18 protein-coding genes are annotated in these 21,463 nt (G+C 50.4%); 11 read left to right on the plus strand and 7 right to left on the minus strand.

The genetic code is table 11. The annotated features are described in order from the left end of the window. Positions 1-138 precede the first annotated feature (138 nt). Entirely contained in the window at positions 139-1,284 is a 1,146-nt protein-coding gene (gene mtlD / locus FEK66_RS00655) for a mannitol-1-phosphate 5-dehydrogenase (protein WP_130206670.1), read from the plus strand. Next, positions 1,284-1,871, plus strand: a complete 588-nt coding sequence (gene mtlR / locus FEK66_RS00660; RefSeq protein ID WP_130206672.1) for a mannitol operon repressor MtlR — start codon at positions 1,284-1,286, stop codon at positions 1,869-1,871. Before mtlD ends, mtlR begins: the two co-directional genes overlap by 1 nt. A 4-nt stretch (positions 1,872-1,875) precedes the next feature. Here the strand turns inward: mtlR and yibT are convergent, their stop codons facing one another. Then, positions 1,876-2,085, minus strand: a complete 210-nt coding sequence (yibT, locus tag FEK66_RS00665; protein ID WP_135410572.1) for a protein YibT — start codon at positions 2,083-2,085, stop codon at positions 1,876-1,878. 279 nt (positions 2,086-2,364) lie between these two features. Here yibT and FEK66_RS00670 point away from each other — a divergent pair, with 279 nt between their 5' ends. The 7 genes from FEK66_RS00670 (at position 2,365) to trmL (ending at position 13,204) form a co-directional block, all read left to right on the plus strand. Continuing rightward, positions 2,365-2,727: a YibL family ribosome-associated protein gene (locus FEK66_RS00670; RefSeq protein ID WP_135493198.1), complete on the plus strand. Its 363-nt coding sequence runs from the start codon at positions 2,365-2,367 to the stop codon at positions 2,725-2,727. 547 nt (positions 2,728-3,274) lie between these two features. Continuing rightward, positions 3,275-3,958 carry a DUF3251 domain-containing protein gene (locus FEK66_RS00675; RefSeq protein ID WP_130206676.1) on the plus strand — a complete coding sequence of 228 codons (684 nt, stop codon included), beginning with the start codon at positions 3,275-3,277 and terminating at the stop codon, positions 3,956-3,958. 43 nt (positions 3,959-4,001) lie between these two features. After that, positions 4,002-8,534, plus strand: coding sequence for a YadA-like family protein (locus FEK66_RS00680; protein WP_135495406.1), 4,533 nt, complete (start codon positions 4,002-4,004; stop codon positions 8,532-8,534). A 404-nt stretch (positions 8,535-8,938) separates the two neighbouring features. Next, positions 8,939-10,594 (plus strand): L-lactate permease, encoded by a 1,656-nt coding sequence (gene lldP / locus FEK66_RS00685; protein ID WP_130215198.1) that lies wholly within the window; start codon positions 8,939-8,941, stop codon positions 10,592-10,594. Then, positions 10,594-11,370 (plus strand): transcriptional regulator LldR, encoded by a 777-nt coding sequence (gene lldR / locus FEK66_RS00690; protein ID WP_130261179.1) that lies wholly within the window; start codon positions 10,594-10,596, stop codon positions 11,368-11,370. Before lldP ends, lldR begins: the two co-directional genes overlap by 1 nt. Beyond that, entirely contained in the window at positions 11,367-12,557 is a 1,191-nt protein-coding gene (lldD, locus tag FEK66_RS00695) for a quinone-dependent L-lactate dehydrogenase (RefSeq protein WP_130206682.1), read from the plus strand. The genes lldR and lldD overlap by 4 nt, the downstream gene beginning before the upstream one ends. Before the next feature lie 167 nt (positions 12,558-12,724). Further along, positions 12,725-13,204: a tRNA (uridine(34)/cytosine(34)/5-carboxymethylaminomethyluridine(34)-2'-O)-methyltransferase TrmL gene (trmL, locus tag FEK66_RS00700; protein ID WP_138211389.1), complete on the plus strand. Its 480-nt coding sequence runs from the start codon at positions 12,725-12,727 to the stop codon at positions 13,202-13,204. 114 nt (positions 13,205-13,318) lie between these two features. Here trmL and FEK66_RS00705 read toward each other — a convergent pair whose 3' ends face one another. From FEK66_RS00705 to FEK66_RS00730, 6 genes are all read right to left on the minus strand, one after another. After that, positions 13,319-14,437 carry a DUF559 domain-containing protein gene (locus FEK66_RS00705; RefSeq protein ID WP_167854261.1) on the minus strand — a complete coding sequence of 373 codons (1,119 nt, stop codon included), beginning with the start codon at positions 14,435-14,437 and terminating at the stop codon, positions 13,319-13,321. Between the two features lie 667 nt (positions 14,438-15,104). Continuing rightward, positions 15,105-15,926 carry a serine O-acetyltransferase gene (gene cysE / locus FEK66_RS00710; RefSeq protein ID WP_001277565.1) on the minus strand — a complete coding sequence of 274 codons (822 nt, stop codon included), beginning with the start codon at positions 15,924-15,926 and terminating at the stop codon, positions 15,105-15,107. Positions 15,927-16,005: 79 nt separating this feature from the next. Next, positions 16,006-17,025 (minus strand): NAD(P)H-dependent glycerol-3-phosphate dehydrogenase, encoded by a 1,020-nt coding sequence (gpsA, locus tag FEK66_RS00715; protein ID WP_001076194.1) that lies wholly within the window; start codon positions 17,023-17,025, stop codon positions 16,006-16,008. Beyond that, positions 17,025-17,492 carry a protein-export chaperone SecB gene (secB, locus tag FEK66_RS00720; RefSeq protein WP_130206686.1) on the minus strand — a complete coding sequence of 156 codons (468 nt, stop codon included), beginning with the start codon at positions 17,490-17,492 and terminating at the stop codon, positions 17,025-17,027. The genes gpsA and secB overlap by 1 nt, the downstream gene beginning before the upstream one ends. Before the next feature lie 62 nt (positions 17,493-17,554). Beyond that, a complete protein-coding gene (gene grxC, locus FEK66_RS00725; RefSeq protein ID WP_000024392.1) occupies positions 17,555-17,806 on the minus strand; it encodes a glutaredoxin 3 in 252 nt (83 codons plus the stop codon). A gap of 141 nt (positions 17,807-17,947) precedes the next feature. Beyond that, a complete protein-coding gene (locus FEK66_RS00730) occupies positions 17,948-18,379 on the minus strand; it encodes a rhodanese-like domain-containing protein (RefSeq protein ID WP_001156181.1) in 432 nt (143 codons plus the stop codon). A gap of 244 nt (positions 18,380-18,623) precedes the next feature. Between FEK66_RS00730 and gpmM the strand changes: the two genes are divergently transcribed. Further along, a complete protein-coding gene (gpmM, locus tag FEK66_RS00735; protein WP_064526112.1) occupies positions 18,624-20,168 on the plus strand; it encodes a 2,3-bisphosphoglycerate-independent phosphoglycerate mutase in 1,545 nt (514 codons plus the stop codon). A 33-nt stretch (positions 20,169-20,201) separates the two neighbouring features. Then, a complete protein-coding gene (gene envC / locus FEK66_RS00740; RefSeq protein WP_001626259.1) occupies positions 20,202-21,461 on the plus strand; it encodes a murein hydrolase activator EnvC in 1,260 nt (419 codons plus the stop codon). Positions 21,462-21,463: the final 2 nt, after the last annotated feature.

Genomic DNA, 21,463 nt, shown 5'->3' on the forward strand with positions numbered 1-21,463 from the left:
AATTTGCACGTTCTTGTAGGCCGGATAAGGCGTTTACGCCGCATCCGGCGCTGCCCCTCTCCTCACGGAGAGGGTTTGGGTGAGGGAAATGCCTCACCCCAGCCCTCTCGGGTAAAAACATTGATGAAGGTTAATACTATGAAAGCATTACATTTTGGCGCAGGTAATATCGGTCGTGGCTTTATCGGTAAACTGCTGGCGGACGCGGGTATCCAACTGACGTTTGCCGATGTAAATCAGGTGGTGCTTGATGCCCTGAATGCCCGTCATAGCTATCAGGTTCATGTGGTCGGCGAAACCGAGCAGGTGGATACCGTTTCCGGTGTAAATGCCGTCAGCAGCATTGGTGATGATGTCGTTGATCTGATTGCTCAGGTTGATTTAGTCACTACCGCCGTTGGCCCGGTCGTGCTGGAACGTATAGCTCCTGCCATCGCTAAAGGGCTGGTGAAACGTAAAGAACAAGGTAATGAATCCCCGCTGAACATCATCGCCTGTGAAAACATGGTACGCGGAACCACGCAACTGAAAGGCCATGTGATGAACGCCCTGCCGGAAGATGCCAAAGCGTGGGTAGAAGAGCATGTTGGCTTTGTCGATTCCGCCGTTGACCGCATCGTACCGCCTTCCGCTTCTGCAACTAACGATCCGCTGGAAGTCACTGTAGAAACCTTCAGCGAATGGATTGTCGATAAAACCCAGTTCAAAGGCACACTGCCGAACATCCCAGGTATGGAATTAACAGACAACCTGATGGCATTTGTCGAGCGTAAACTCTTCACCCTGAACACAGGTCATGCTATAACCGCGTACCTCGGAAAACTGGCGGGCCATCAGACCATTCGTGATGCAATTCTCGACGAGAAAATCCGTGCAGTGGTAAAAGGTGCGATGGAAGAAAGCGGCGCTGTACTGATCAAGCGCTATGGCTTTGATGCTGACAAACATGCAGCATACATCCAGAAAATCCTCGGTCGTTTTGAAAATCCGTATCTGAAGGATGATGTGGAGCGTGTAGGGCGTCAGCCGCTGCGTAAACTGAGCGCTGGCGATCGTTTGGTAAAACCGCTGTTGGGTACGCTGGAGTACGGTTTGCCGCACAAAAACCTGATTGAAGGTATCGCCGCCGCGATGCATTTCCGTAGTGAAGATGATCCGCAGGCGCAGGAACTGGCGGCACTGATTACCGAGAAAGGCCCGCAGGAAGCGCTGGCGCAAATTTCCGGGCTTGATGCTAACAGCGAGGTAGTCGCCGAAGCAGTCACGGCTTATAACGCAAAATAATGGTAGACCAGGCGCAGAAAACCCTGCGCCTGAACAACAGATTGTCAGATATGCAGGCAACAATGGAACAAACCCAGGCCTTTGAAAACCGTGTGCTTGAGCGTCTGAATGCTGGCAAAACCGTGCGAAGCTTTTTGATCACCGCCGTTGATCTCCTGACCGAGGCGGTGAATCTTCTGGTGCTTCAGGTATTCCGCAAAGACGATTACGCGGTGAAGTATGCTGTAGAACCGTTACTCGACGGCGATGGTCCGCTGGGCGACCTTTCCGTGCGCTTAAAGCTGATTTATGGGCTTGGCGTGATTAGCCGCAACGAATATGAAGATGCGGAACTCTTGATGGCGCTGCGTGAAGAGCTGAATCACGACGGTAACGAGTACGCCTTTACCGATGATGAAATTATTGGGCCATTTGGCGAGCTGCACTGCGTGGCGGCGATCCCACCGCCACCACAATTTGAACCAACGGATTCCAGTTTGTATGCGATGCAAATTCAGCGTTACCAACAAGCTGTGCGTTCAACAATGGTCCTTTCACTGACAGAGCTGATTTCCAAAATCAGCTTAAAAAAAGCCTTTCAAAAGTAAGCGATTACTGCTTCTCAACCTGCTTCGGCCGATAAAGCCGACGATAATACTCCAGACGTTGCAGATATAACGGCACGCTTTCCTCAGGTATACCGGACGGAATAGCGTCGCGGGGAGGAAGCTTTTTCAGATACTCCCGGAACGCCTGGCTTGATGCCATAAAATCTACGGCTTTGTCGATCAGATGCGGAACGTTTTCACCTAATTTGCCCATGATAATATCTCCGTATTACCCCGCGCCGGGAATGCGCGGCCGCCAATTTTAGTTTAGGATCCCAGTAAAGAAGGGATTAAGGAAAACGTGCTTAATCCTCTATGTTCATCCTCACTGGTTATCTTTTTCTTTTAATTTTATTACAAATCAAAATGTTACATGGTTTTTGAGTATGTAAATTGTTGCAAGGAAGAACTATTACAACACCATCAGTTGTGAACAAAGCACCCCGTCGCGCATACTAGGGACTATAAATTTATCTTTATCAGAAGCCATCAAATGAAAGAAGTCGAAAAAAACGAAATCAAACGTCTCAGCGATCGCCTGGACGCCATCCGCCATCAGCAAGCCGATCTGTCACTGGTTGAAGCCGCAGACAAATATGCCGAGCTGGAAAAAGAGAAAGTCACGCTGGAAGCTGAAATTGCGCGTCTGCGCGAAGTTCATAGCCAGAAACTCAGTAAAGAAGCGCAAAAGCTGATGAAGATGCCATTCCAGCGTGCGATTACCAAAAAAGAGCAAGCTGATATGGGCAAACTGAAGAAGAGCGTTCGCGGACTGGTGGTTGTACACCCAATGACCGCGCTGGGCCGTGAAATGGGCCTGGAAGAGATGACCGGGTTCTCAAAGACTGCGTTTTAAGTTCCCTTCTAATCAATGTAATCACCGCTTCCTCTATTTTTACTCGCTCCTGCTGACACATGCAGGAGCTGGTTTCAGATACCGAATATCGTTAACATTCTTAACATCGCATGTTCAATGTTGCCCGCTCGCTTGCCTCATTGTCACAGGCTAAATTCTGAAAATATTCTGCGTAATAAAAGCACTATATATAAATATTAAATATGATTATTCGTGTATTAATGCTTAATTATTTATATTTTCCAACCATCATCACATTTATTTTATCAAAACATCCACCATACAAATATTAACTTCTTACCTTCCTCGCTTTTACTCCATTAAATATTTGACATTGATTGACACCGATCATTAAAATTCGCGCGATTTACTCATTATCATCGACAAACTAAAACAATTTGACATTTAATAACACACTCTCAATGCCCATTAATTAAAAACTCTCTCATCCATTTTTATTGTGAATATAAAATATTAAATCATTCACACAAAAAATAATTATACCGTAGTTTTCAACGCATCAGGATTATGAAAAGGAATTCATCCCATGAGCATAAAAAAAGCACTATTAAATGTGTTAACGATATCGTCACTCTGTGCATTAACGGGGTGTGACTATATTGAAAAAGTAAACTCAATCGACGAGTTCACCAGGCAGCAAGCATTGCAACAAAGTCAAATAGACGCGCTAAAAAAACAGCAAGAACAATATAAAAGCAAAATTGAACTTTTTGAAAAACAACAAAATAGCATCATAAACAGTACCAAAACGCTTGCTGGCGTCGTGAAATCAGTCAAGGACAAGCAGAATGAGTTTGTCTTCACTGAATTTAACCCGACACAAACACAATACTTCATTTTAAATAACGGCTCAGTCGGTCTAGCAGGACGCATACTGTCTATTGACGCCGTAGAAAATGGCAGCGTTATTCGTATTTCACTGGTCAACTTATTAAGCGTTCCCGTATCCAATATTGGTTTTCATGCCACCTGGGGCAACGAAAAACCTGCCGATGCTAAAGACTTAGCAAAATGGCAGCAATTACTTTTCAGCACCTCAATGAACTCCTCGCTGAAATTATTACCAGGTCAATGGCAAGACATTAACCTGACGCTGAAAGGCGTATCTCCTAATAATCTTAAATACCTGAAGCTCGCCATCAATATGGCAAACCTTCAGTTCGACGACCTTCACTCTGCTGCATATCAGCAGCGAAAAAGCAAAAAATAAATGCAGCTTCTGCGCTTATATCAAGGAATAGAGAGCATCAATAATGAACAAAATATTTAAAGTTATCTGGAATCCGGCGACGGGCAGTTACAGCGTTGCCAGCGAAACGGCGAAGAGTCGTGGCAAGAAGAGCGGACGCAGTAAGCTGTTAATTTCTGCGCTGGTCGCTGGTGGGCTGTTGTCGTCGTTTGGAGCAAATGCAGGGAACGAACCGGGTACTCCAACTACCCCGGCAGGTCAGAATAATGGCGACGGTTGGGTTGCTATTGGTGAGGGATCTCAAGCAAGTACCCAGACCGATACAAATGGTGCATCGACGGCATTGGGTTACTACGCCAAAGCGCTGGGCCGATGGAGCACGTCAATCGGCGCATACAGTAGTGCAGGAGGAGATTCCTCTCTGGCTTTAGGCGTGAAAGCCAGCTCTTCGGGCGATCGTGCTATAGCCATAGGGGCTTCCTCTGCTTCCTCTGGAAGCCATTCCATGGCGATAGGCATCTCTTCTGGTTCCAGTGGTTCGAATGCCATAGCACTCGGTCATTCCGCCAAAGCAAATTCCGATTACAGTATGGCATTAGGTTTCGGTACTAGCGCTGCGGGAAACGCCGTTGCCATAGGCCGTAGTAGTCAGGCTAACGCTTTGGACAGCCTTGCAATAGGCAGAATAGCCACTGCCAGTGGCTCTGCCGCCATTGCGATGGGCGCTGAGAGTGAAGCCGCTGAAAATGCGACGGCCGTTGGTACTAAAGCTGAGGCAAATGGGCTTAATAGTATCGCGTTGGGCTCTGGGGGTATTGCAGATGCCGATAACACGATTGCTCTGGGCAATCAAAGCCAGGCCGTAGCTGCTGGTGCAATTGCCATCGGTCAGGGGAATAAAGCTGACGGCGTAAATGCTATCGCGCTGGGTAATGGTAGTATTACAGGTGGCGCAAATGCTATTGCTCTAGGGCAAGGTAGTTATGCCGGTTTAGAAAATGGCATTGCAATTGGTAGTCAAGCCAGTGCTCAAGGGAAAAATTCCGTTGCTCTGGGCGCTGGTTCTGTAGCGACTGAAGAGAATTCCGTCTCTGTGGGGAACACAACAGTTCAGCGACAAATTGTCAATATGGCAGCAGGTAATATCAGCACTGACAGTACTGATGCTATCAATGGATCACAGCTTTATGCTATCAGTAAGTCAGTAGCGGACCATCTTGGTGGGGGAGCTACCGTCAATTCGCAAGGCGTCGTTACTTCCCCGAATTACAGACTGAAAAATGGTATTTATGGCAATGTTGGCGACGCCTTAGCGGATCTAAACAATAATACGATACAATGGGACTCCCTTAAAAAGGGATATAGTGCGGCACATGGTACAGATGCCACCAGCATCATCACCAACGTTAAAGCCGGCACTATTTCTGCTACCAGTACGGATGCGGTTAACGGTTCTCAGCTGAAAGCTACCAATGACGATGTCGAGGCCAATACCACCAATATCGCTACTAATACCAGCAACATTGCCACGAATACGGCAAGTATTGCAACCAACACCACCAACATCTCCAACCTGACGAATTCCGTTGGTGACCTTAAGGATGATGCCCTGCTGTGGAATGATGCTAAAAATGCATTCAGCGCCGCGCACGGCACCGATGCCACCAGCAAAATCACCAACGTACTGGCAGGCACTGTTTCTACCACCAGCACCGATGCCATTAACGGTTCACAACTTCAGAGTACGGCAAGCACCATTACGTCCTATTTGGGCGGTGGCGCAACAATGAGTGATACCGGCGTATTTACCGGCCCTAAATATAATATTGGCGGCAATGAATACACCAACGTTGGCGCAGCTCTTACTGCTCTGGATAATGACGCCCTGTTGTGGGATGCGACCGCTAATTCAAATGCTGGTGCATTCAGCGCCGCGCACGGTACCGATGCCACCAGCAAAATCACCAACGTACTGGCTGGCACAGTTTCTTCCAACAGCTTCGATGCCATTAATGGTAGCCAGCTTTATGGTTTAGCTGATTCCTTCACGACTTATCTTGGCGGTGGTGCCGATATCAGCGATACGGGCGTATTAACCGGACCAACCTACACTATTGGTAATAATGCCTACACTAACGTCGGTGATGCTCTGGCAGCCATTAACTCGTCATTTACCGATTCGCTCGGTGATGCTCTGCTCTGGGATACTACCGCCAAAAAATTCAGCGCCAAACACGGTGGTACCGACAGCGTCATTACTTACGTCGCAGATGGTGTAATTTCTGATACCAGCAGCGATGCCATTAACGGTTCGCAACTCTACGACACCAACAAGTACATTGCCGATGCGCTGGGTGGTGACGCAGAAGTTAACGCTGATGGCACCATCACTGCGCCGACTTACACCATTGCAAATACCGGTTACAACAACGTCGGTGAAGCTCTGAACGCAATCGACACCACTCTCGATGATGCTCTGCTGTGGGATGCAACAGCAAATAACGGTCAAGGTGCATTTAGCGCCGGTCGCGGGATAGATAAAACGGCCAGCATTATTACTAATGTCGCAGACGGTGCAATTTCTGATACCAGCAGCGATGCCATTAACGGTTCGCAACTCTACGACACCAATAAGTACATTGCTGATGCCCTGGGTGGAGATGCAGAAGTCAACTCTGACGGTTCTATCACTGCGCCGACTTACACCATTGCAAATACCGATTACAACAACGTCGGTGAAGCTCTGGATGCGCTCGATGATAATGCCCTGTTGTGGGATGACGCTGCGGGTGCCTACAGCGCCAACCATGAAGGCAAAGCCAGTGTAATCACCAATGTGGCTGATGGTCTGATTGAAGCGGGCAGCACTGACGCCGTCAACGGTTCCCAACTGAATGCCGCTAACCTGCTGATCGAGCAGAATAGCCAAATCATCAATCAGCTTGCCGGAAACACCGATACGACGTACATCGCAGAGAATGGTGCAGGTATTAACTATGTGCGTACCAACGACGACAGCTTAGCGTTCAACGACGCCAGCGCCTCTGGTATTGGTGCTACCGCAGTAGGCTATAACGCTGTTGCCTCTGGTGCCAGCAGTGTAGCTATTGGTCAGGACAGCAGCAGCGAAGTTGATACGGGTATCGCACTGGGTAGCAGCTCTGTTTCCGACCGTGTGATTGTTAAAGGTTCTCGTAACACCAGCGTAACGGAAAATGGCGTAGAGATTGGCTACGACACCACTGACGGTGAATTACTCGGCGCATTGTCAATTGGTGATGACGGTAAATATCGTCAAATCATCAACGTAGCCGATGGTTCCGAAGCCCATGACGCCGTTACGGTTCGCCAGTTGCAGAATGCCATTGGTGCAGTCGCTACCACGCCGACCAAATACTTCCACGCTAACTCAACGGCTGAAGATTCACTGGCAGTCGGTGAAGACTCGCTGGCAATGGGTGCGAAAACTATCGTTAACGGTAATGCTGGCATTGGTATCGGCCTGAACACTCTGGTGCTGGCAGATGCGATCAACGGTATTGCTATCGGTAGCAACGCAAGTGCAAACCATGCCAACAGTATTGCGATGGGTAACGGTTCTCAGACTACCCGTGGCGCACAGACTGGCTACACCGGTTACAACATGGATGCACCGCAGAACTCTGTCGGTGAGTTCTCTGTCGGCAGTGAAGACGGTCAACGCCAGATCACCAACGTCGCAGCAGGTTCGGCTGATACTGATGCGGTTAACGTGGGTCAGTTGAAAGTAACGGACGCGCAGGTTTCCCAGAATACCCAGAGCATTACTAACCTGAACAATCAGGTCACTAATCTGGATACTCGCGTTACTAATATCGAAAACGGTATTGGCGACATCGTGACCACCGGTAGCACCAAGTACTTCAAGACCAATACCGATGGCGTCGATGCTAACGCGCAGGGTAAAGATAGCGTCGCAATTGGCTCTGGTTCCATTGCTGCCGCTGACAACAGCGTCGCTCTGGGTACAGGCTCCGTGGCCAACGAAGAAAACACGATCTCTGTGGGTTCTTCTACCAATCAGCGTCGTATCACCAACGTAGCCGCCGGTAAAAATGCTACCGACGCCGTTAACGTTGCGCAGTTGAAGTCTTCTGAAGCAGGCGGTGTGCGTTACGACACCAAAGCTGATGGTTCTATCGACTACAGCAACATCACCCTCGGTGGTGGCAACGGCGGTACGACTCGCATCAGCAACGTTTCCGCTGGCGTGAACAACAACGACGCGGTGAACTACGCGCAGTTGAAGCAAAGCGTACAGGAAACGAAGCAATACACCGATCAGCGCATGGTTGAGATGGATAACAAACTGTCCAAAACTGAAAGCAAGCTGAGTGGTGGTATCGCTTCTGCAATGGCGATGACCGGCCTGCCGCAGGCTTACACTCCGGGTGCCAGCATGGCCTCTATTGGTGGCGGTACTTACAACGGTGAATCAGCTGTTGCTTTAGGTGTGTCGATGGTGAGCGCCAATGGTCGTTGGGTCTACAAATTACAAGGTAGTACCAATAGCCAGGGTGAATACTCCGCCGCACTCGGTGCCGGTATTCAGTGGTAATCATCCATTAACGAATGGGTAAACGCCAAATTGCCTGATGCGTTACGCGCATCAGGCCTACAGGGTGATTCTGCACATTCCTGTAGGCCGAATATTCCGGCAAGATAAGGCGCACCGGGTCAACAATCTAAGGGCAATTCTCTGATGAGGATTGCCCTTTTCTTTACCAGACATCTCCCTTCGCCAAAAAATTGGCCCTACCAATTCTTCGCTTATCTGACCTCTGGTTCACATTTTCCCAATTAAAACTCACATTAACGTTGCCAATAAATAACATTTGGTTAACCATTCATTGTCATTATCCCTACACAACAAAATTGGCAGTACCACTTTTACACAACGTGTGACACGGAGATGAGCAACAGACTCATTACACGATGTGCGTGGACTCCAGGAGACCTGCAATGAATCTCTGGCAACAAAACTATGATCCCGCCGGGAATATCTGGCTTTCCAGCCTGATAGCATCGCTTCCCATCCTGTTTTTCTTCTTTGCGCTGATTAAGCTCAAACTGAAAGGATACGTTGCCGCCACCTGGACGGTTGCCATCGCCCTGGCCGTGGCTTTGCTGTTCTATAAAATGCCGGTCGCCAATGCCTTGGCCTCGGTGGTTTATGGCTTCTTCTACGGTTTGTGGCCCATCGCGTGGATCATTATTGCGGCGGTGTTCGTCTATAAGATCTCGGTGAAAACCGGACAGTTTGACATTATCCGCTCGTCTATTCTCTCAATAACCCCAGACCAGCGTCTGCAAATGCTGATCGTCGGTTTCTGTTTCGGCGCATTTCTCGAAGGGGCTGCAGGCTTCGGCGCACCGGTGGCGATCACCGCCGCATTGCTGGTCGGCCTGGGCTTTAAACCTCTGTACGCCGCCGGACTGTGCCTGATTGTTAACACCGCGCCAGTGGCATTTGGTGCGATGGGTATTCCAATTCTGGTTGCCGGACAGGTAACAGGCATCGACAGCTTTGAGATCGGCCAGATGGTGGGTCGTCAGCTACCGTTTATGACCATTATCGTCCTGTTCTGGATCATGGCGATTATGGACGGCTGGCGCGGTATTAAAGAGACGTGGCCTGCGGTCGTGGTTGCAGGTGGTTCGTTTGCCATCGCACAGTATCTCAGCTCCAACTTCATTGGGCCGGAACTGCCGGACATTATCTCTTCGCTGGTATCGCTGCTCTGCCTGACACTGTTCCTCAAACGCTGGCAGCCAGTACGCGTTTTCCGCTTCGGCGATCTGGGTGCATCGCAGGTTGATATGACGCTGGCTCACACAGGTTACACGGCGGGTCAGGTGCTGCGTGCCTGGACACCGTTCCTGTTCCTGACCGCCACCGTAACACTTTGGAGTATCCCACCGTTTAAAGCACTTTTCGCTTCGGGCGGCGCGCTGTATGAATGGGTGATCAACATTCCGGTGCCGTATCTCGACAAACTGGTTGCTCGTATGCCGCCGGTGGTCAGCGAAGCTACCGCTTACGCCGCCGTGTTTAAGTTCGACTGGTTCTCTGCCACCGGTACCGCCATTCTGTTTGCTGCGCTGCTCTCGGTTGTCTGGCTGAAGATGAAACCGTCTGACGCTCTCAGCACCTTCGGCAGCACGCTGAAAGAACTGGCGCTGCCCATCTACTCCATCGGTATGGTGCTGGCGTTCGCCTTTATCTCGAACTATTCCGGGCTGTCGTCAACACTGGCGCTGGCACTGGCGCACACCGGTCATGCATTCACCTTCTTCTCGCCGTTCCTCGGCTGGCTGGGGGTATTCCTGACCGGGTCGGATACGTCATCTAACGCTCTGTTTGCCGCTCTGCAAGCCACGGCCGCACAACAAATTGGCGTCTCTGACCTGTTGCTGGTTGCCGCCAATACCACCGGCGGTGTTACCGGGAAGATGATCTCCCCGCAATCCATCGCTATCGCCTGTGCGGCGGTAGGCCTGGTTGGCAAAGAGTCAGACCTGTTCCGCTTTACCGTCAAACACAGCCTGATATTCACCTGCATGGTCGGCGTGATCACCACGCTTCAGGCTTACGTCTTAACGTGGATGATTCCTTAATGATTGCTACACCCAGACGCCTGTCAGACGAGGTTGCCTCCCGTGTGCGGGCGCTGATTGATGAAAAACAGCTGGAGGCGGGCATGAAGTTGCCCGCTGAACGCCAACTGGCGATGCAACTCGGCGTGTCGCGTAATTCACTGCGCGAAGCGCTGGCAAAACTGGTGAGCGAAGGCGTACTTCTTAGTCGTCGCGGTGGTGGCACATTTGTGCGTTGGCGTCATGACGCGTGGTCGGAGCAAAACATCGTCCAGCCGCTGAAAACGCTGATGGCCGATGATCCGGATTACAGTTTCGATATTCTGGAAGCCCGCTACGCCATTGAAGCCAGCACCGCATGGCATGCAGCGATGCGCGCCACGCCTGGTGACAAAGAGAAAATTCAGCTTTGCTTTGAGGCAACGCTCAGCGAAGACCCGGACCTCGCTTCGCAAGCGGACGTTCGTTTTCATCTGGCGATTGCCGAAGCCTCGCATAACATCGTGCTGCTACAAACCATGCGTGGTTTCTTTGATGTTCTGCAATCCTCGGTGATGCAAAGCCGTCAACGGATGTATCTCGTGCCGCCCGTTTTTTCACAACTGACCGAGCAGCATCAGGCAGTCATTGACGCCATTTTTGCCGGGGATGCCGACGGGGCGCGTAAAGCGATGATGGCGCATCTCAGTTTTGTCCACAGCACCATGAAAAGATTCGATGAAGATCAGGCGCGCCGTGCACGTATTACCCGCCTGCCCGGTGAGCATAATGAGCATTCGAGGGAGAAAAACGCATGATTATTTCTGCAGCCAGCGATTATCGCGCCGCAGCACAACGCATTCTGCCGCCGTTCCTGTTCCACTATATGGATGGCGGCGCATATTCTGAATATACCCTGCGTCGTAACATGGAAGATTTATCAGAAGTGGCGCTGCGCCAGCGCATTCTGAAAAACATGTCCGACTTAAGCCTGGAAACGACGCTGTTTAATGAGAAATTGTCGATGCCGGTGGCGCTGGCTCCAGTGGGCTTGTGCGGCATGTATGCGCGACGTGGCGAAGTTCAGGCCGCAAAAGCGGCGGATGCGCATGGCATTCCGTTTACTCTCTCAACGGTTTCCGTTTGCCCGATTGAGGAAGTCGCACCCGCCATCAAGCGCCCAATGTGGTTCCAGCTTTACGTACTGCGCGATCGCGGTTTTATGCGTAACGCACTGGAACGAGCAAAAGCCGCGGGTTGTTCTACGCTGGTTTTCACCGTGGATATGCCAACGCCGGGCGCACGCTACCGTGATGCGCATTCGGGTATGAGCGGCCCAAATGCGGCAATGCGCCGCTACTTGCAGGCGGTGACTCATCCACAATGGGCGTGGGATGTGGGCCTGAATGGTCGTCCACATGATTTAGGGAATATCTCGGCTTACCTTGGCAAACCGACCGGGCTGGAAGATTACATCGGCTGGCTGGGGAATAACTTCGATCCGTCCATCTCCTGGAAAGACCTTGAGTGGATCCGCGATTTCTGGGATGGCCCGATGGTGATCAAAGGGATCCTCGACCCAGAAGATGCCCGTGATGCGGTACGTTTTGGCGCTGACGGGATTGTGGTTTCTAACCACGGCGGTCGTCAGTTAGATGGCGTGCTCTCTTCTGCCCGCGCACTGCCTGCTATTGCGGACGCGGTAAAAGGGGATATCGCCATTCTGGCAGATAGCGGCATTCGTAACGGGCTTGATGTCGTGCGTATGATTGCGCTCGGTGCCGATACCGTACTGCTGGGTCGTGCTTTCCTATATGCGCTGGCAACAGCGGGCCAGGCGGGCGTGGCTAACCTACTGAATCTGATTGAGAAAGAGATGAAAGTGGCAATGACGCTGACGGGCGCGAAATCGATCAGCGAAATTACGCAAGATTCGTTGGTGCAGGGGCTGGGTAAAGAGTTGCCTGCGGCGCTGGCTCCGATGGCGAAAGGGAATGCGGCATAGTCGTTTGAGCCCCCTAACCCTCTCCCTCAGGGAGAGGGGACCGATCGGTGTTGTTTGTGCTCCCTCAGACTGAATCACCTCTCTCGGATGCACAGTCCGGGGTGAGGGGAAAAGGCCGCACGGCTCACCAATTTTCTGCTATCCTGCCCCCGCACTAAGGGGGCAGTATGCTAAACATCGTACTTTACGAACCAGAAATTCCGCCAAATACTGGCAACATCATCCGTCTTTGCGCTAACACCGGCTTTCGTCTGCATATCATCGAACCAATGGGATTTGCCTGGGACGATAAGCGCCTACGCCGCGCAGGGCTGGACTACCACGAATTTACCGCCGTTACGCGTCATCATGACTACAGCGCGTTCCTCGAAGCAGAAAATCCCCAGCGCCTGTTTGCTCTCACTACAAAAGGTACGCCCGCACATAGCGCCGTAAGCTATCAGGATGGCGACTATCTGATGTTCGGCCCGGAAACGCGCGGCCTGCCAGCGAGCATTCTTGATGCCCTGCCCGCTGAACAAAAAATTCGTATTCCAATGGTGCCGGACAGCCGAAGCATGAACCTGTCCAATGCGGTGTCGGTAGTGGTGTATGAAGCCTGGCGGCAGCTGGGGTATCCGGGAGCGGTGTTGAGAGGCAGGATTTGACGTGGTCAAGTTACTGTCGTGGTGTCATTGAAACCTCGTAGAATCGGGAGTGTAAACCGATTCTACGAGTTGTCATTTGTGTGTTCTGCGATATCACTAAATTAGAGTATGTAGCTATTTGAATATATCGTTTATAGTAGGGTAGTGATATTCCTTAAGTTTACTCCGAAATTTTATAGAAAATATTAGCTCTGCTGCGCATCGTTGTGATAGTTGTGCAAGTCTTCGGTCTCTCTCATCCATAACTCTTTCATACTCCTTCTCAATTTGCGCCTGGATTTTCGGATCCTTAACTGGAGATGGCTTGATGATTTTTTCCCACTGATAAACTTCAGTAGAATGGAAATTTAATTTACCATCATTTTTAAGTAAAGATTCAATCTGAGATCTGGCGCTTTCATATAACTCTCTCTCTTGAGACTCCATGCTTTCAACACGTATTTCACGCTCAATCTCTGATACAAGTGTTTCAAGTAAAATTTTTTCTTTTTCAATAGCTAAATGAAAAGTAGATAAAGCTTCCTGCTTGATACTTTGACAATGCACATAATGGTTCACGTCATTCAACACACCTGAAAATGATAAATTCTTTAAAGATGGCTGAGTTACGACTTCTTTGCTAACAGGTTTTGTGTAGTTTGGTGTTCTTTCGAGAGCTTTTTTTACTTGCTCAATAGCAAGGTTTGGTGTGTTGAAAACAGTCTTGGCTGAAATACGTAATACCATGAATCCCTGCTTGACTGAGTATGCATCACGAGCACGATCTCGTTCAATTTGCTCGGGAGATGAGTGCCACGCAGCACCATCAATTTCTATAATCTGACGACCGTTCGCAACAAAATCGAAGCGATAATGACCGCAAGGTACCTGCATTTCTAGTACCAAACCCGGAGAAACTAATTTCCCAAACTTAGGTTTAAGGTTGAACTCCACAACCATGCTACGAAGAAAAGCCTCTTCCGCCGGAGATTCACAGCCTTTACAATATATATCAAGCCAGTTATCTGTATCGGCTTTAACTTTCTGCCACCATGCTAGCGGTGGCAGTGGCGATTCATGTGGCTGTTTATTTGACGGTTTATGTTTTACATCAGCATATATAATGCTTGCATATATTATATATGAAATTACACATATTATAAACAATGATCGCGGAAGAATAAAATAACATAAAAACAATATGACAACAATTCCGATTAGACGCGAAATATTCTTATTTAGATTATCTTGCATACTAAACTCTTTTGTACAAATAAAAACCATCAATTAACTCTTCAAACATTTCTTATAATGACAAGAAAATCATATTTATTCAAGAAAATCCCTATGCCTGTGGTCATCGAAGATGGTTGATTCTACTATAATAGTGGGATATATATACTCAATATGACATTTTTAATTAGTGATAAATAAGAGATAAAATTTGAGTACCTTCACGAGACAAATGATAACCATCATATCAGTGAGTTTTTTAATAGTAACCTTGTAATATTGGCATTATTAACCGATACTACAAGGCATCATTGGTGACTGCTCATTTTATATATTTTGAACCTACTCACGTAATATGAAAACAAACCTAAGCGATGTAGGGGAAAAATTAAACTTATATTTATTAATGCCGAAATATTTAGCGATAATGTAAGCCCACAAAAATTTGCTGATAATCTCTGAATTAGTGAAGAAGAATATGAAAATTTAACGCAAGGAAAGATGATCACGTTACACTTAAAACCAGATTTGGATTTCATATATAGAGTAGAAAATTACTATATTATTTGCGATGCTCCGATTTATAACTTATAAAATAAGAGAAACAAGGTGATTATTACCGCAGAATAATAATAACAATAGGGATAAGTTGCCGGATGCGGCGTGAGCGCCTTATCCGGCCTATATATTAAATCCCATCCCCATACTCAAACGTATGGTTAATACCGTTGAAATGCTGGTCCATATCCATTGATGGCTTATCGCTGTCTGGTTTACCGACAATGCGTGCCGGAACGCCAGCGGCAGTAGTATGCGGCGGCACCGGTTGCAGCACCACGGAACCTGCGCCAATCTTCGCGCCGCGCCCAACTTCAATATTGCCGAGAATTTTCGCGCCCGCGCCAATCATCACGCCTTCACGAATTTTCGGGTGACGGTCACCGCTGGTTTTCCCAGTACCGCCAAGGGTGACGGATTGCAGAATCGACACGTCGTTTTCAATCACCGCCGTTTCACCAACGACGATGCCCGTCGCGTGGTCGAGCATAATGCCACGGCCAATTTTTGCCGCCGGGTGAATATCGACCTGGAACGTCACAGAAACCTGGTTTTGCAGAAAAATAGCCAGTGCACGACGGCCCTGATTCCACAGCCAGTGACCGATGCGATAGGCCTGCAAGGCATGAAAACCTTTCAGGTATAACAATGGGGTTGAGTATTTATCGACTGCCGGGTCGCGGGTACGTACCGCCTGAATATCGCAGGCCGCAGAAGCAATCATTTCCGGGTCGGCGGCGTAGGCTTCTTCAACCACTTCGCGGATAGCAATGGCAGGCATGATTGGCGATGACAGCTTGTTCGCCAGCATGTAGCTCAGGGCACTGCCAAGGTTTTCGTGCTTGAGTAGCGTCGCGTGGTAAAAACTGGCCAGCATTGGCTCACAGTCCGCCAGCGTTCTGGCTTCAGCTTTAATATTGTTCCAGACAATTTCCAGTTCTTCACACGACATTGCTTACTCCACACGATGAGATAATGACCGGCCCGTTCTGCGCGGGCCGGGTCATAGCGGTAACAAAGGTTCCCTGGGTTTAGTGGCTGCTGCGCTCGTCCTTGCGTGCACGACCTAGTAAAGTCAATGCTGCCTCGCGCGCGTTTTTTCCGCAATATAATACTTGATAAATTTCCTCGGTTATTGGCATTTCAACGCCGAAGCGATGCGCCAACTCGCGGACTTCTTTCGTATTGCGGTAGCCTTCCACCACCTGACCAATCTTCTCCTGCGCGCTTTGTACATCCATGCCCTGACCGAGCATCATGCCAAAACGGCGGTTACGCGACTGGTTGTCGGTACAGGTAAGCACCAGATCGCCCAGCCCCGCCATGCCCATAAAGGTGGCAGGATCGGCACCCAGCGCCGCACCAAGACGCGACATTTCAGCCAGTCCACGGGTGATCAGCGCCGTACGCGCATTTGCGCCAAAACCGATACCGTCGGACATCCCCGCGCCAATGGCAATGACGTTTTTCACCGCGCCGCCAAGCTGCACGCCAATGAAATCCGGGTTGCTGTAAACGCGGAAACTTTTGCCACAGTGCAGCAACTGCTGGAGATCATCGGCGAAGGTCTGGTCGGTAGAGGCCAGCGAAATAGCCGTCGGTAAACCTGCCGCCAGTTCTTTCGCAAATGTTGGACCAGAGATAACCGCTAGTGGAATTTGATCGCCTAACGCCTCACGCGCCACGTCCTGTAACAGACGCCCGGTTTCCGCTTCCAGACCCTTAGTCGCCCACACCAGCCGCGCATCAGGACGCATCAGCGGTTTAATCTGGCGCAGCACTTCACCAAAGACATGGCTGGGTACGACGACGAGAATATTGCGGCTGGCTGCCAGCGCGGTGGCGAGATCGCTTTCAAGATGGAGCGTATCGGGAAAAGGCACATCGGGGAGAAACGCAGCGTTACAGCGGTCGCGTTCTAGCGTTGCGATATGTTCAGGGTCATGGCCCCAGAGGACAACCTCGTGGCCATTTCTTGCCAGGGTGATGGCAAGAGCGGTGCCGTACGAGCCGGCACCGATCACAGTCATTGAAGCATTACGTTGGTTCATCAGGCATCCTGATGTTCTTCAGTACCTTCGCCAGCCTGCTGCTGCAAATAGTTCATGAACAGCGCATCGAAGTTAACCGGCGCAAGGTTCAGTTGCGGGAATGTACCGCGGGATACCATGCTGGTGATGCATTCACGAGCATACGGGAACAGAATGTTCGGGCAGTATGCGCCCAGGCAATGTGCCAGCTGGGTGCCTTCAATACCCGCGATGGAGAAAATACCGCCCTGCTGAACTTCACACAGGAACGCAGTTTCTTCGCCCAGGGATGCCGTTACGGTAACACGCAGTACCACTTCGTAAACGTCATCTGCCAGTTGAGAAGATGCCGTATCCAGATCAAGTTTAACTTCTGGCTGCCAATCTTTCTGGAAAACGTGCGGCGCGTTCGGCGCTTCGAAAGAAATATCCTTGGTATAAATACGTTGGATCTGGAAAGTCATTTCGGTGTTGTTTTGTTCTGACATGTGTAGAAAACCCTTAAGTGTTGTCCTTAAATACTGCGCAATGTAATGCCAACGTTCACACGTTATTTCAGCAGGGGATCCAGTCCACCACGTGCATCCAATGCATACAAGTCATCACAGCCGCCAATGTGCTGTGCGTCAATAAAAATCTGGGGAACCGTGGTGCGACCGCTGCGTTTGATCATCTCTTCACGCTTGGCGGCGTTGCCATCAATCGGCAGCTCCTGAAAACTCACGCCCTTGCTGCTCAGCAGTGCTTTTGCACGATGGCAATACGGGCAGGTTTCTTTGGTATAGATTTCAACATTGGCCATAACTTAGCTCCTGTTTTTTTACCCTGAAATTTCATGTTGCAGGGCGGCAGCAAAATGGAGTGTCCCCAGAAGCTTATAACAATAAGTCGCTGGGGGCATAATTGCAGCTAACGGCCTGCATCATGAAAGACGACAGGTAAATTATTTGCCGCGCACCAGAGGCAAGTTTTCGCCAGCCCAGCCAGCGACGCCTTCTTTCAGCACGAATACTTGCGCAAAACCAGCTTTCGTCAGCGCGTTTGCAGGCTCCTGGCACTGCATGCCAGAACCGTCTACCACGATAACCGGTTTGTCTTTGTGCTTCTCAAGCTCACCAACATTGTTGGCTTTGATTTCGCTCGGCAACAGATTGATAGAACCTGCGATATGGCCTTTACGGAAGTCATCACGCTGACGTAAATCCACAACCACAGCGTCTTCTTTGTTGATCAGACGCGTAGCTTCACCACGAGTAATCACCTTCACTTTCGAGGTCAGGCTCTTAAACGTAGTCACAAGAACCGCCACCAGTAACGCGATCCAGGCGATACTCAGTATGGGATGACGGCCAACAAATTGCATAATTTCTTGCATGGGGGGTAACAACTCCCGACGTAGTGATTAAAAAAACCAGGAAAGGAGTATACCTGCGCAGTGCGGCAAATACAGCCAGCGCGTTAACTGGAATGCAATTTTGCGGGGCGCGACGAAAAAAAATCGCAAATCTGGCATCGGCTTGCCGCGAGCGGTCGTATATTTTGATCTTCAGAGGCTATTTTATCGATTCAGCTGTAGTAAAATTACGCAAATTTTGACTCTTGAGTATGAGGTTGTCGCAATGTCGGTTTCTAAAAAACCTATGGTACTGGTGATTCTGGATGGCTATGGCTATCGCGAAGAACAGCAGGATAACGCCATTTTTAGTGCTAAAACCCCGGTAATGGATGCACTGTGGGCCAATCGTCCGCATACCCTGATCGACGCTTCCGGTCTGGAAGTCGGTCTGCCTGACCGTCAGATGGGTAACTCCGAAGTAGGCCACGTTAACCTGGGTGCCGGCCGCATCGTGTATCAGGACCTGACTCGTCTGGACGTTGAAATCAAAGATCGCGCTTTCTTCGCTAACCCGGTACTGACTGGTGCGGTAGATAAAGCGAAAAACGCAGGTAAAGCAGTACACATTATGGGTCTGCTCTCCGCAGGCGGCGTACACAGCCACGAAGATCACATCATGGCGATGGTAGAACTGGCCGCTGAACGCGGCGCAGAAAAAATCTACCTGCACGCATTCCTTGACGGTCGCGACACTCCGCCGCGCAGTGCTGAATCTTCGCTGAAAAAATTCGAAGAGAAATTTGCCGCGCTGGGTAAAGGCCGCGTAGCGTCCATCATTGGTCGTTACTACGCGATGGACCGCGACAACCGTTGGGATCGCGTTGAAAAAGCTTATGACCTGCTGACTCTGGCGCAGGGTGAATTCCAGGCCGATACCGCCGTTGCTGGTTTGCAGGCTGCTTATGCTCGCGACGAAAACGACGAGTTCGTGAAAGCGACCGTTATTCGTGCAGAAGGCCAGCCGGATGCAGCAATGGAAGACGGCGACGCGCTGATTTTCATGAACTTCCGTGCTGACCGTGCGCGTGAAATTACTCGTGCGTTCGTGAACGCTGATTTCGACGGCTTCGCGCGTAAGAAAGTGGTTAACGTCGATTTCGTGATGCTGACCGAATACGCTGCCGACATCAAAACCGCAGTGGCTTACCCACCGGCGTCTCTGGTTAACACCTTCGGCGAGTGGATGGCGAAAAACGACAAAACTCAGCTGCGTATTTCCGAAACTGAAAAATATGCTCACGTCACTTTCTTCTTTAACGGTGGTGTAGAAGAGTCGTTCAAAGGCGAAGACCGCATTCTGATCAACTCGCCGAAAGTCGCTACCTACGACCTGCAGCCGGAAATGAGCTCCGCAGAGCTGACCGAAAAACTGGTTGCGGCAATCAAGAGCGGCAAATACGACACCATTATCTGTAACTATCCGAACGGCGACATGGTAGGTCACACCGGAGTGATGGAAGCGGCGGTTAAAGCGGTAGAAGCGCTGGATCACTGTGTTGAAGAAGTGACAAAAGCCGTTGAGTCCGTGGGTGGACAACTGCTGATCACCGCTGACCACGGTAACGCTGAACAGATGCGCGATCCGGCAACGGGTCAGGCACACACAGCACACACCAACCTGCCAGTTCCGCTGATTTACGTTGGTGATAAGAACGTGAAAGCGGTTGAAGGCGGTAAGCTTTCTGACATCGCACCGACCATGTTGTCGCTGATGGGGATGGAAATCCCGCAAGAGATGACTGGTAAGCCGCTGTTCATCGTGGAATAATCCCTCCCCATGAGGGGAAAGGCGATTAATACCATGACACGGGCCACGAAACCGCGCAGGTTTGCAGTCAGGCCCATCATTTACGCCAGCGTTCTTAGCGCTGGCGTATTGTTGTGCACGTTTTCCGCCCACGCGGATGACCGCGACCAACTCAAGTCTATTCAGGCCGATATCGCCGCGAAAGAGCGCGCGGTACGCCAACAGCAGCAACAACGCTCAAGCCTGCTTGCTCAGCTGAAAAAGCAGGAAGAGGCGATCTCCGAAGCCACCCGCAAGCTGCGCGAAACGCAAAACACGCTCAATCAACTGAATAAACAGATTGATGAGATGAACGCGTCGATTGCCAAACTGGAGCAGCAAAAAGCCGCCCAGGAACGCAGCCTCGCCGCGCAACTGGATGCTGCGTTTCGTCAGGGTGAACATACCGGTATTCAGCTGATTCTCAGCGGTGAAGAAAGCCAGCGCGGTCAACGATTGCAGGCTTACTTCGGCTATCTCAACCAGGCGCGACAAGAAACCATCGCCCAGTTGAAGCAAACGCGTGAAGAAGTCGCCATGCAGCGTGCTGAACTGGAAGAGAAACAAAGCGAGCAACAAACGCTGTTATATGAGCAGCGCGCCCAACAGGCGAAACTGACTCAGGCGCTGAACGAGCGTAAAAAGACGCTGGCGGGGCTGGAATCTTCCATCCAGCAAGGTCAGCAGCAGCTAAGTGAACTGCGTGCCAACGAATCCCGTCTGCGTAACAGCATTGCCCGTGCAGAAGCGGCAGCGAAAGCGCGTGCTGAACGTGAAGCGCGCGAAGCCCAGGCGGTTCGCGACCGTCAGAAAGAAGCGACGCGTAAAGGCACCACCTACAAACCGACCGAAAGCGAAAAATCGCTAATGTCCCGTACCGGTGGTCTGGGCGCACCGCGCGGTCAGGCATTCTGGCCGGTTCGCGGGCCAACGCTGCATCGCTATGGCGAACAGCTACAAGGCGAACTGCGCTGGAAAGGGATGGTTATCGGTGCCTCTGAAGGCACTGAAGTTAAAGCGATTGCCGACGGTCGGGTGATTCTGGCTGACTGGCTGCAAGGCTACGGTCTGGTGGTGGTGGTTGAGCACGGTAAAGGCGACATGAGTCTTTACGGCTATAATCAGAGCGCACTGGTGAGCGTTGGTTCGCAGGTTCGCGCGGGCCAGCCAATTGCACTGGTGGGCAGCAGTGGTGGTCAGGGTCGGCCTTCACTCTATTTCGAAATTCGCCGCCAGGGTCAGGCGGTCAATCCACAGCCGTGGTTGGGAAGATAAGT

The organism is Escherichia sp. E1130 (assembly GCF_005781065.1).
GTDB lineage: Bacteria > Pseudomonadota > Gammaproteobacteria > Enterobacterales > Enterobacteriaceae > Escherichia.

What these genes read in the sequence shown, in the direction of transcription:
- mtlD (WP_130206670.1), top strand. Translation starts at nt 139, where the DNA reads ATGAAAGCATTACATTTTGGCGCAGGTAATATCGGTCGTGGCTTTATC.
- mtlR (WP_130206672.1), top strand. Translation starts at nt 1,284, where the DNA reads ATGGTAGACCAGGCGCAGAAAACCCTGCGCCTGAACAACAGATTGTCA.
- yibT (WP_135410572.1), bottom strand. Translation starts at nt 2,085, where the DNA reads ATGGGCAAATTAGGTGAAAACGTTCCGCATCTGATCGACAAAGCCGTA.
- FEK66_RS00670 (WP_135493198.1), top strand. Translation starts at nt 2,365, where the DNA reads ATGAAAGAAGTCGAAAAAAACGAAATCAAACGTCTCAGCGATCGCCTG.
- FEK66_RS00675 (WP_130206676.1), top strand. Translation starts at nt 3,275, where the DNA reads ATGAGCATAAAAAAAGCACTATTAAATGTGTTAACGATATCGTCACTC.
- FEK66_RS00680 (WP_135495406.1), top strand. Translation starts at nt 4,002, where the DNA reads ATGAACAAAATATTTAAAGTTATCTGGAATCCGGCGACGGGCAGTTAC.
- lldP (WP_130215198.1), top strand. Translation starts at nt 8,939, where the DNA reads ATGAATCTCTGGCAACAAAACTATGATCCCGCCGGGAATATCTGGCTT.
- lldR (WP_130261179.1), top strand. Translation starts at nt 10,594, where the DNA reads ATGATTGCTACACCCAGACGCCTGTCAGACGAGGTTGCCTCCCGTGTG.
- lldD (WP_130206682.1), top strand. Translation starts at nt 11,367, where the DNA reads ATGATTATTTCTGCAGCCAGCGATTATCGCGCCGCAGCACAACGCATT.
- trmL (WP_138211389.1), top strand. Translation starts at nt 12,725, where the DNA reads ATGCTAAACATCGTACTTTACGAACCAGAAATTCCGCCAAATACTGGC.
- FEK66_RS00705 (WP_167854261.1), bottom strand. Translation starts at nt 14,437, where the DNA reads ATGCAAGATAATCTAAATAAGAATATTTCGCGTCTAATCGGAATTGTT.
- cysE (WP_001277565.1), bottom strand. Translation starts at nt 15,926, where the DNA reads ATGTCGTGTGAAGAACTGGAAATTGTCTGGAACAATATTAAAGCTGAA.
- gpsA (WP_001076194.1), bottom strand. Translation starts at nt 17,025, where the DNA reads ATGAACCAACGTAATGCTTCAATGACTGTGATCGGTGCCGGCTCGTAC.
- secB (WP_130206686.1), bottom strand. Translation starts at nt 17,492, where the DNA reads ATGTCAGAACAAAACAACACCGAAATGACTTTCCAGATCCAACGTATT.
- grxC (WP_000024392.1), bottom strand. Translation starts at nt 17,806, where the DNA reads ATGGCCAATGTTGAAATCTATACCAAAGAAACCTGCCCGTATTGCCAT.
- FEK66_RS00730 (WP_001156181.1), bottom strand. Translation starts at nt 18,379, where the DNA reads ATGCAAGAAATTATGCAATTTGTTGGCCGTCATCCCATACTGAGTATC.
- gpmM (WP_064526112.1), top strand. Translation starts at nt 18,624, where the DNA reads ATGTCGGTTTCTAAAAAACCTATGGTACTGGTGATTCTGGATGGCTAT.
- envC (WP_001626259.1), top strand. Translation starts at nt 20,202, where the DNA reads ATGACACGGGCCACGAAACCGCGCAGGTTTGCAGTCAGGCCCATCATT.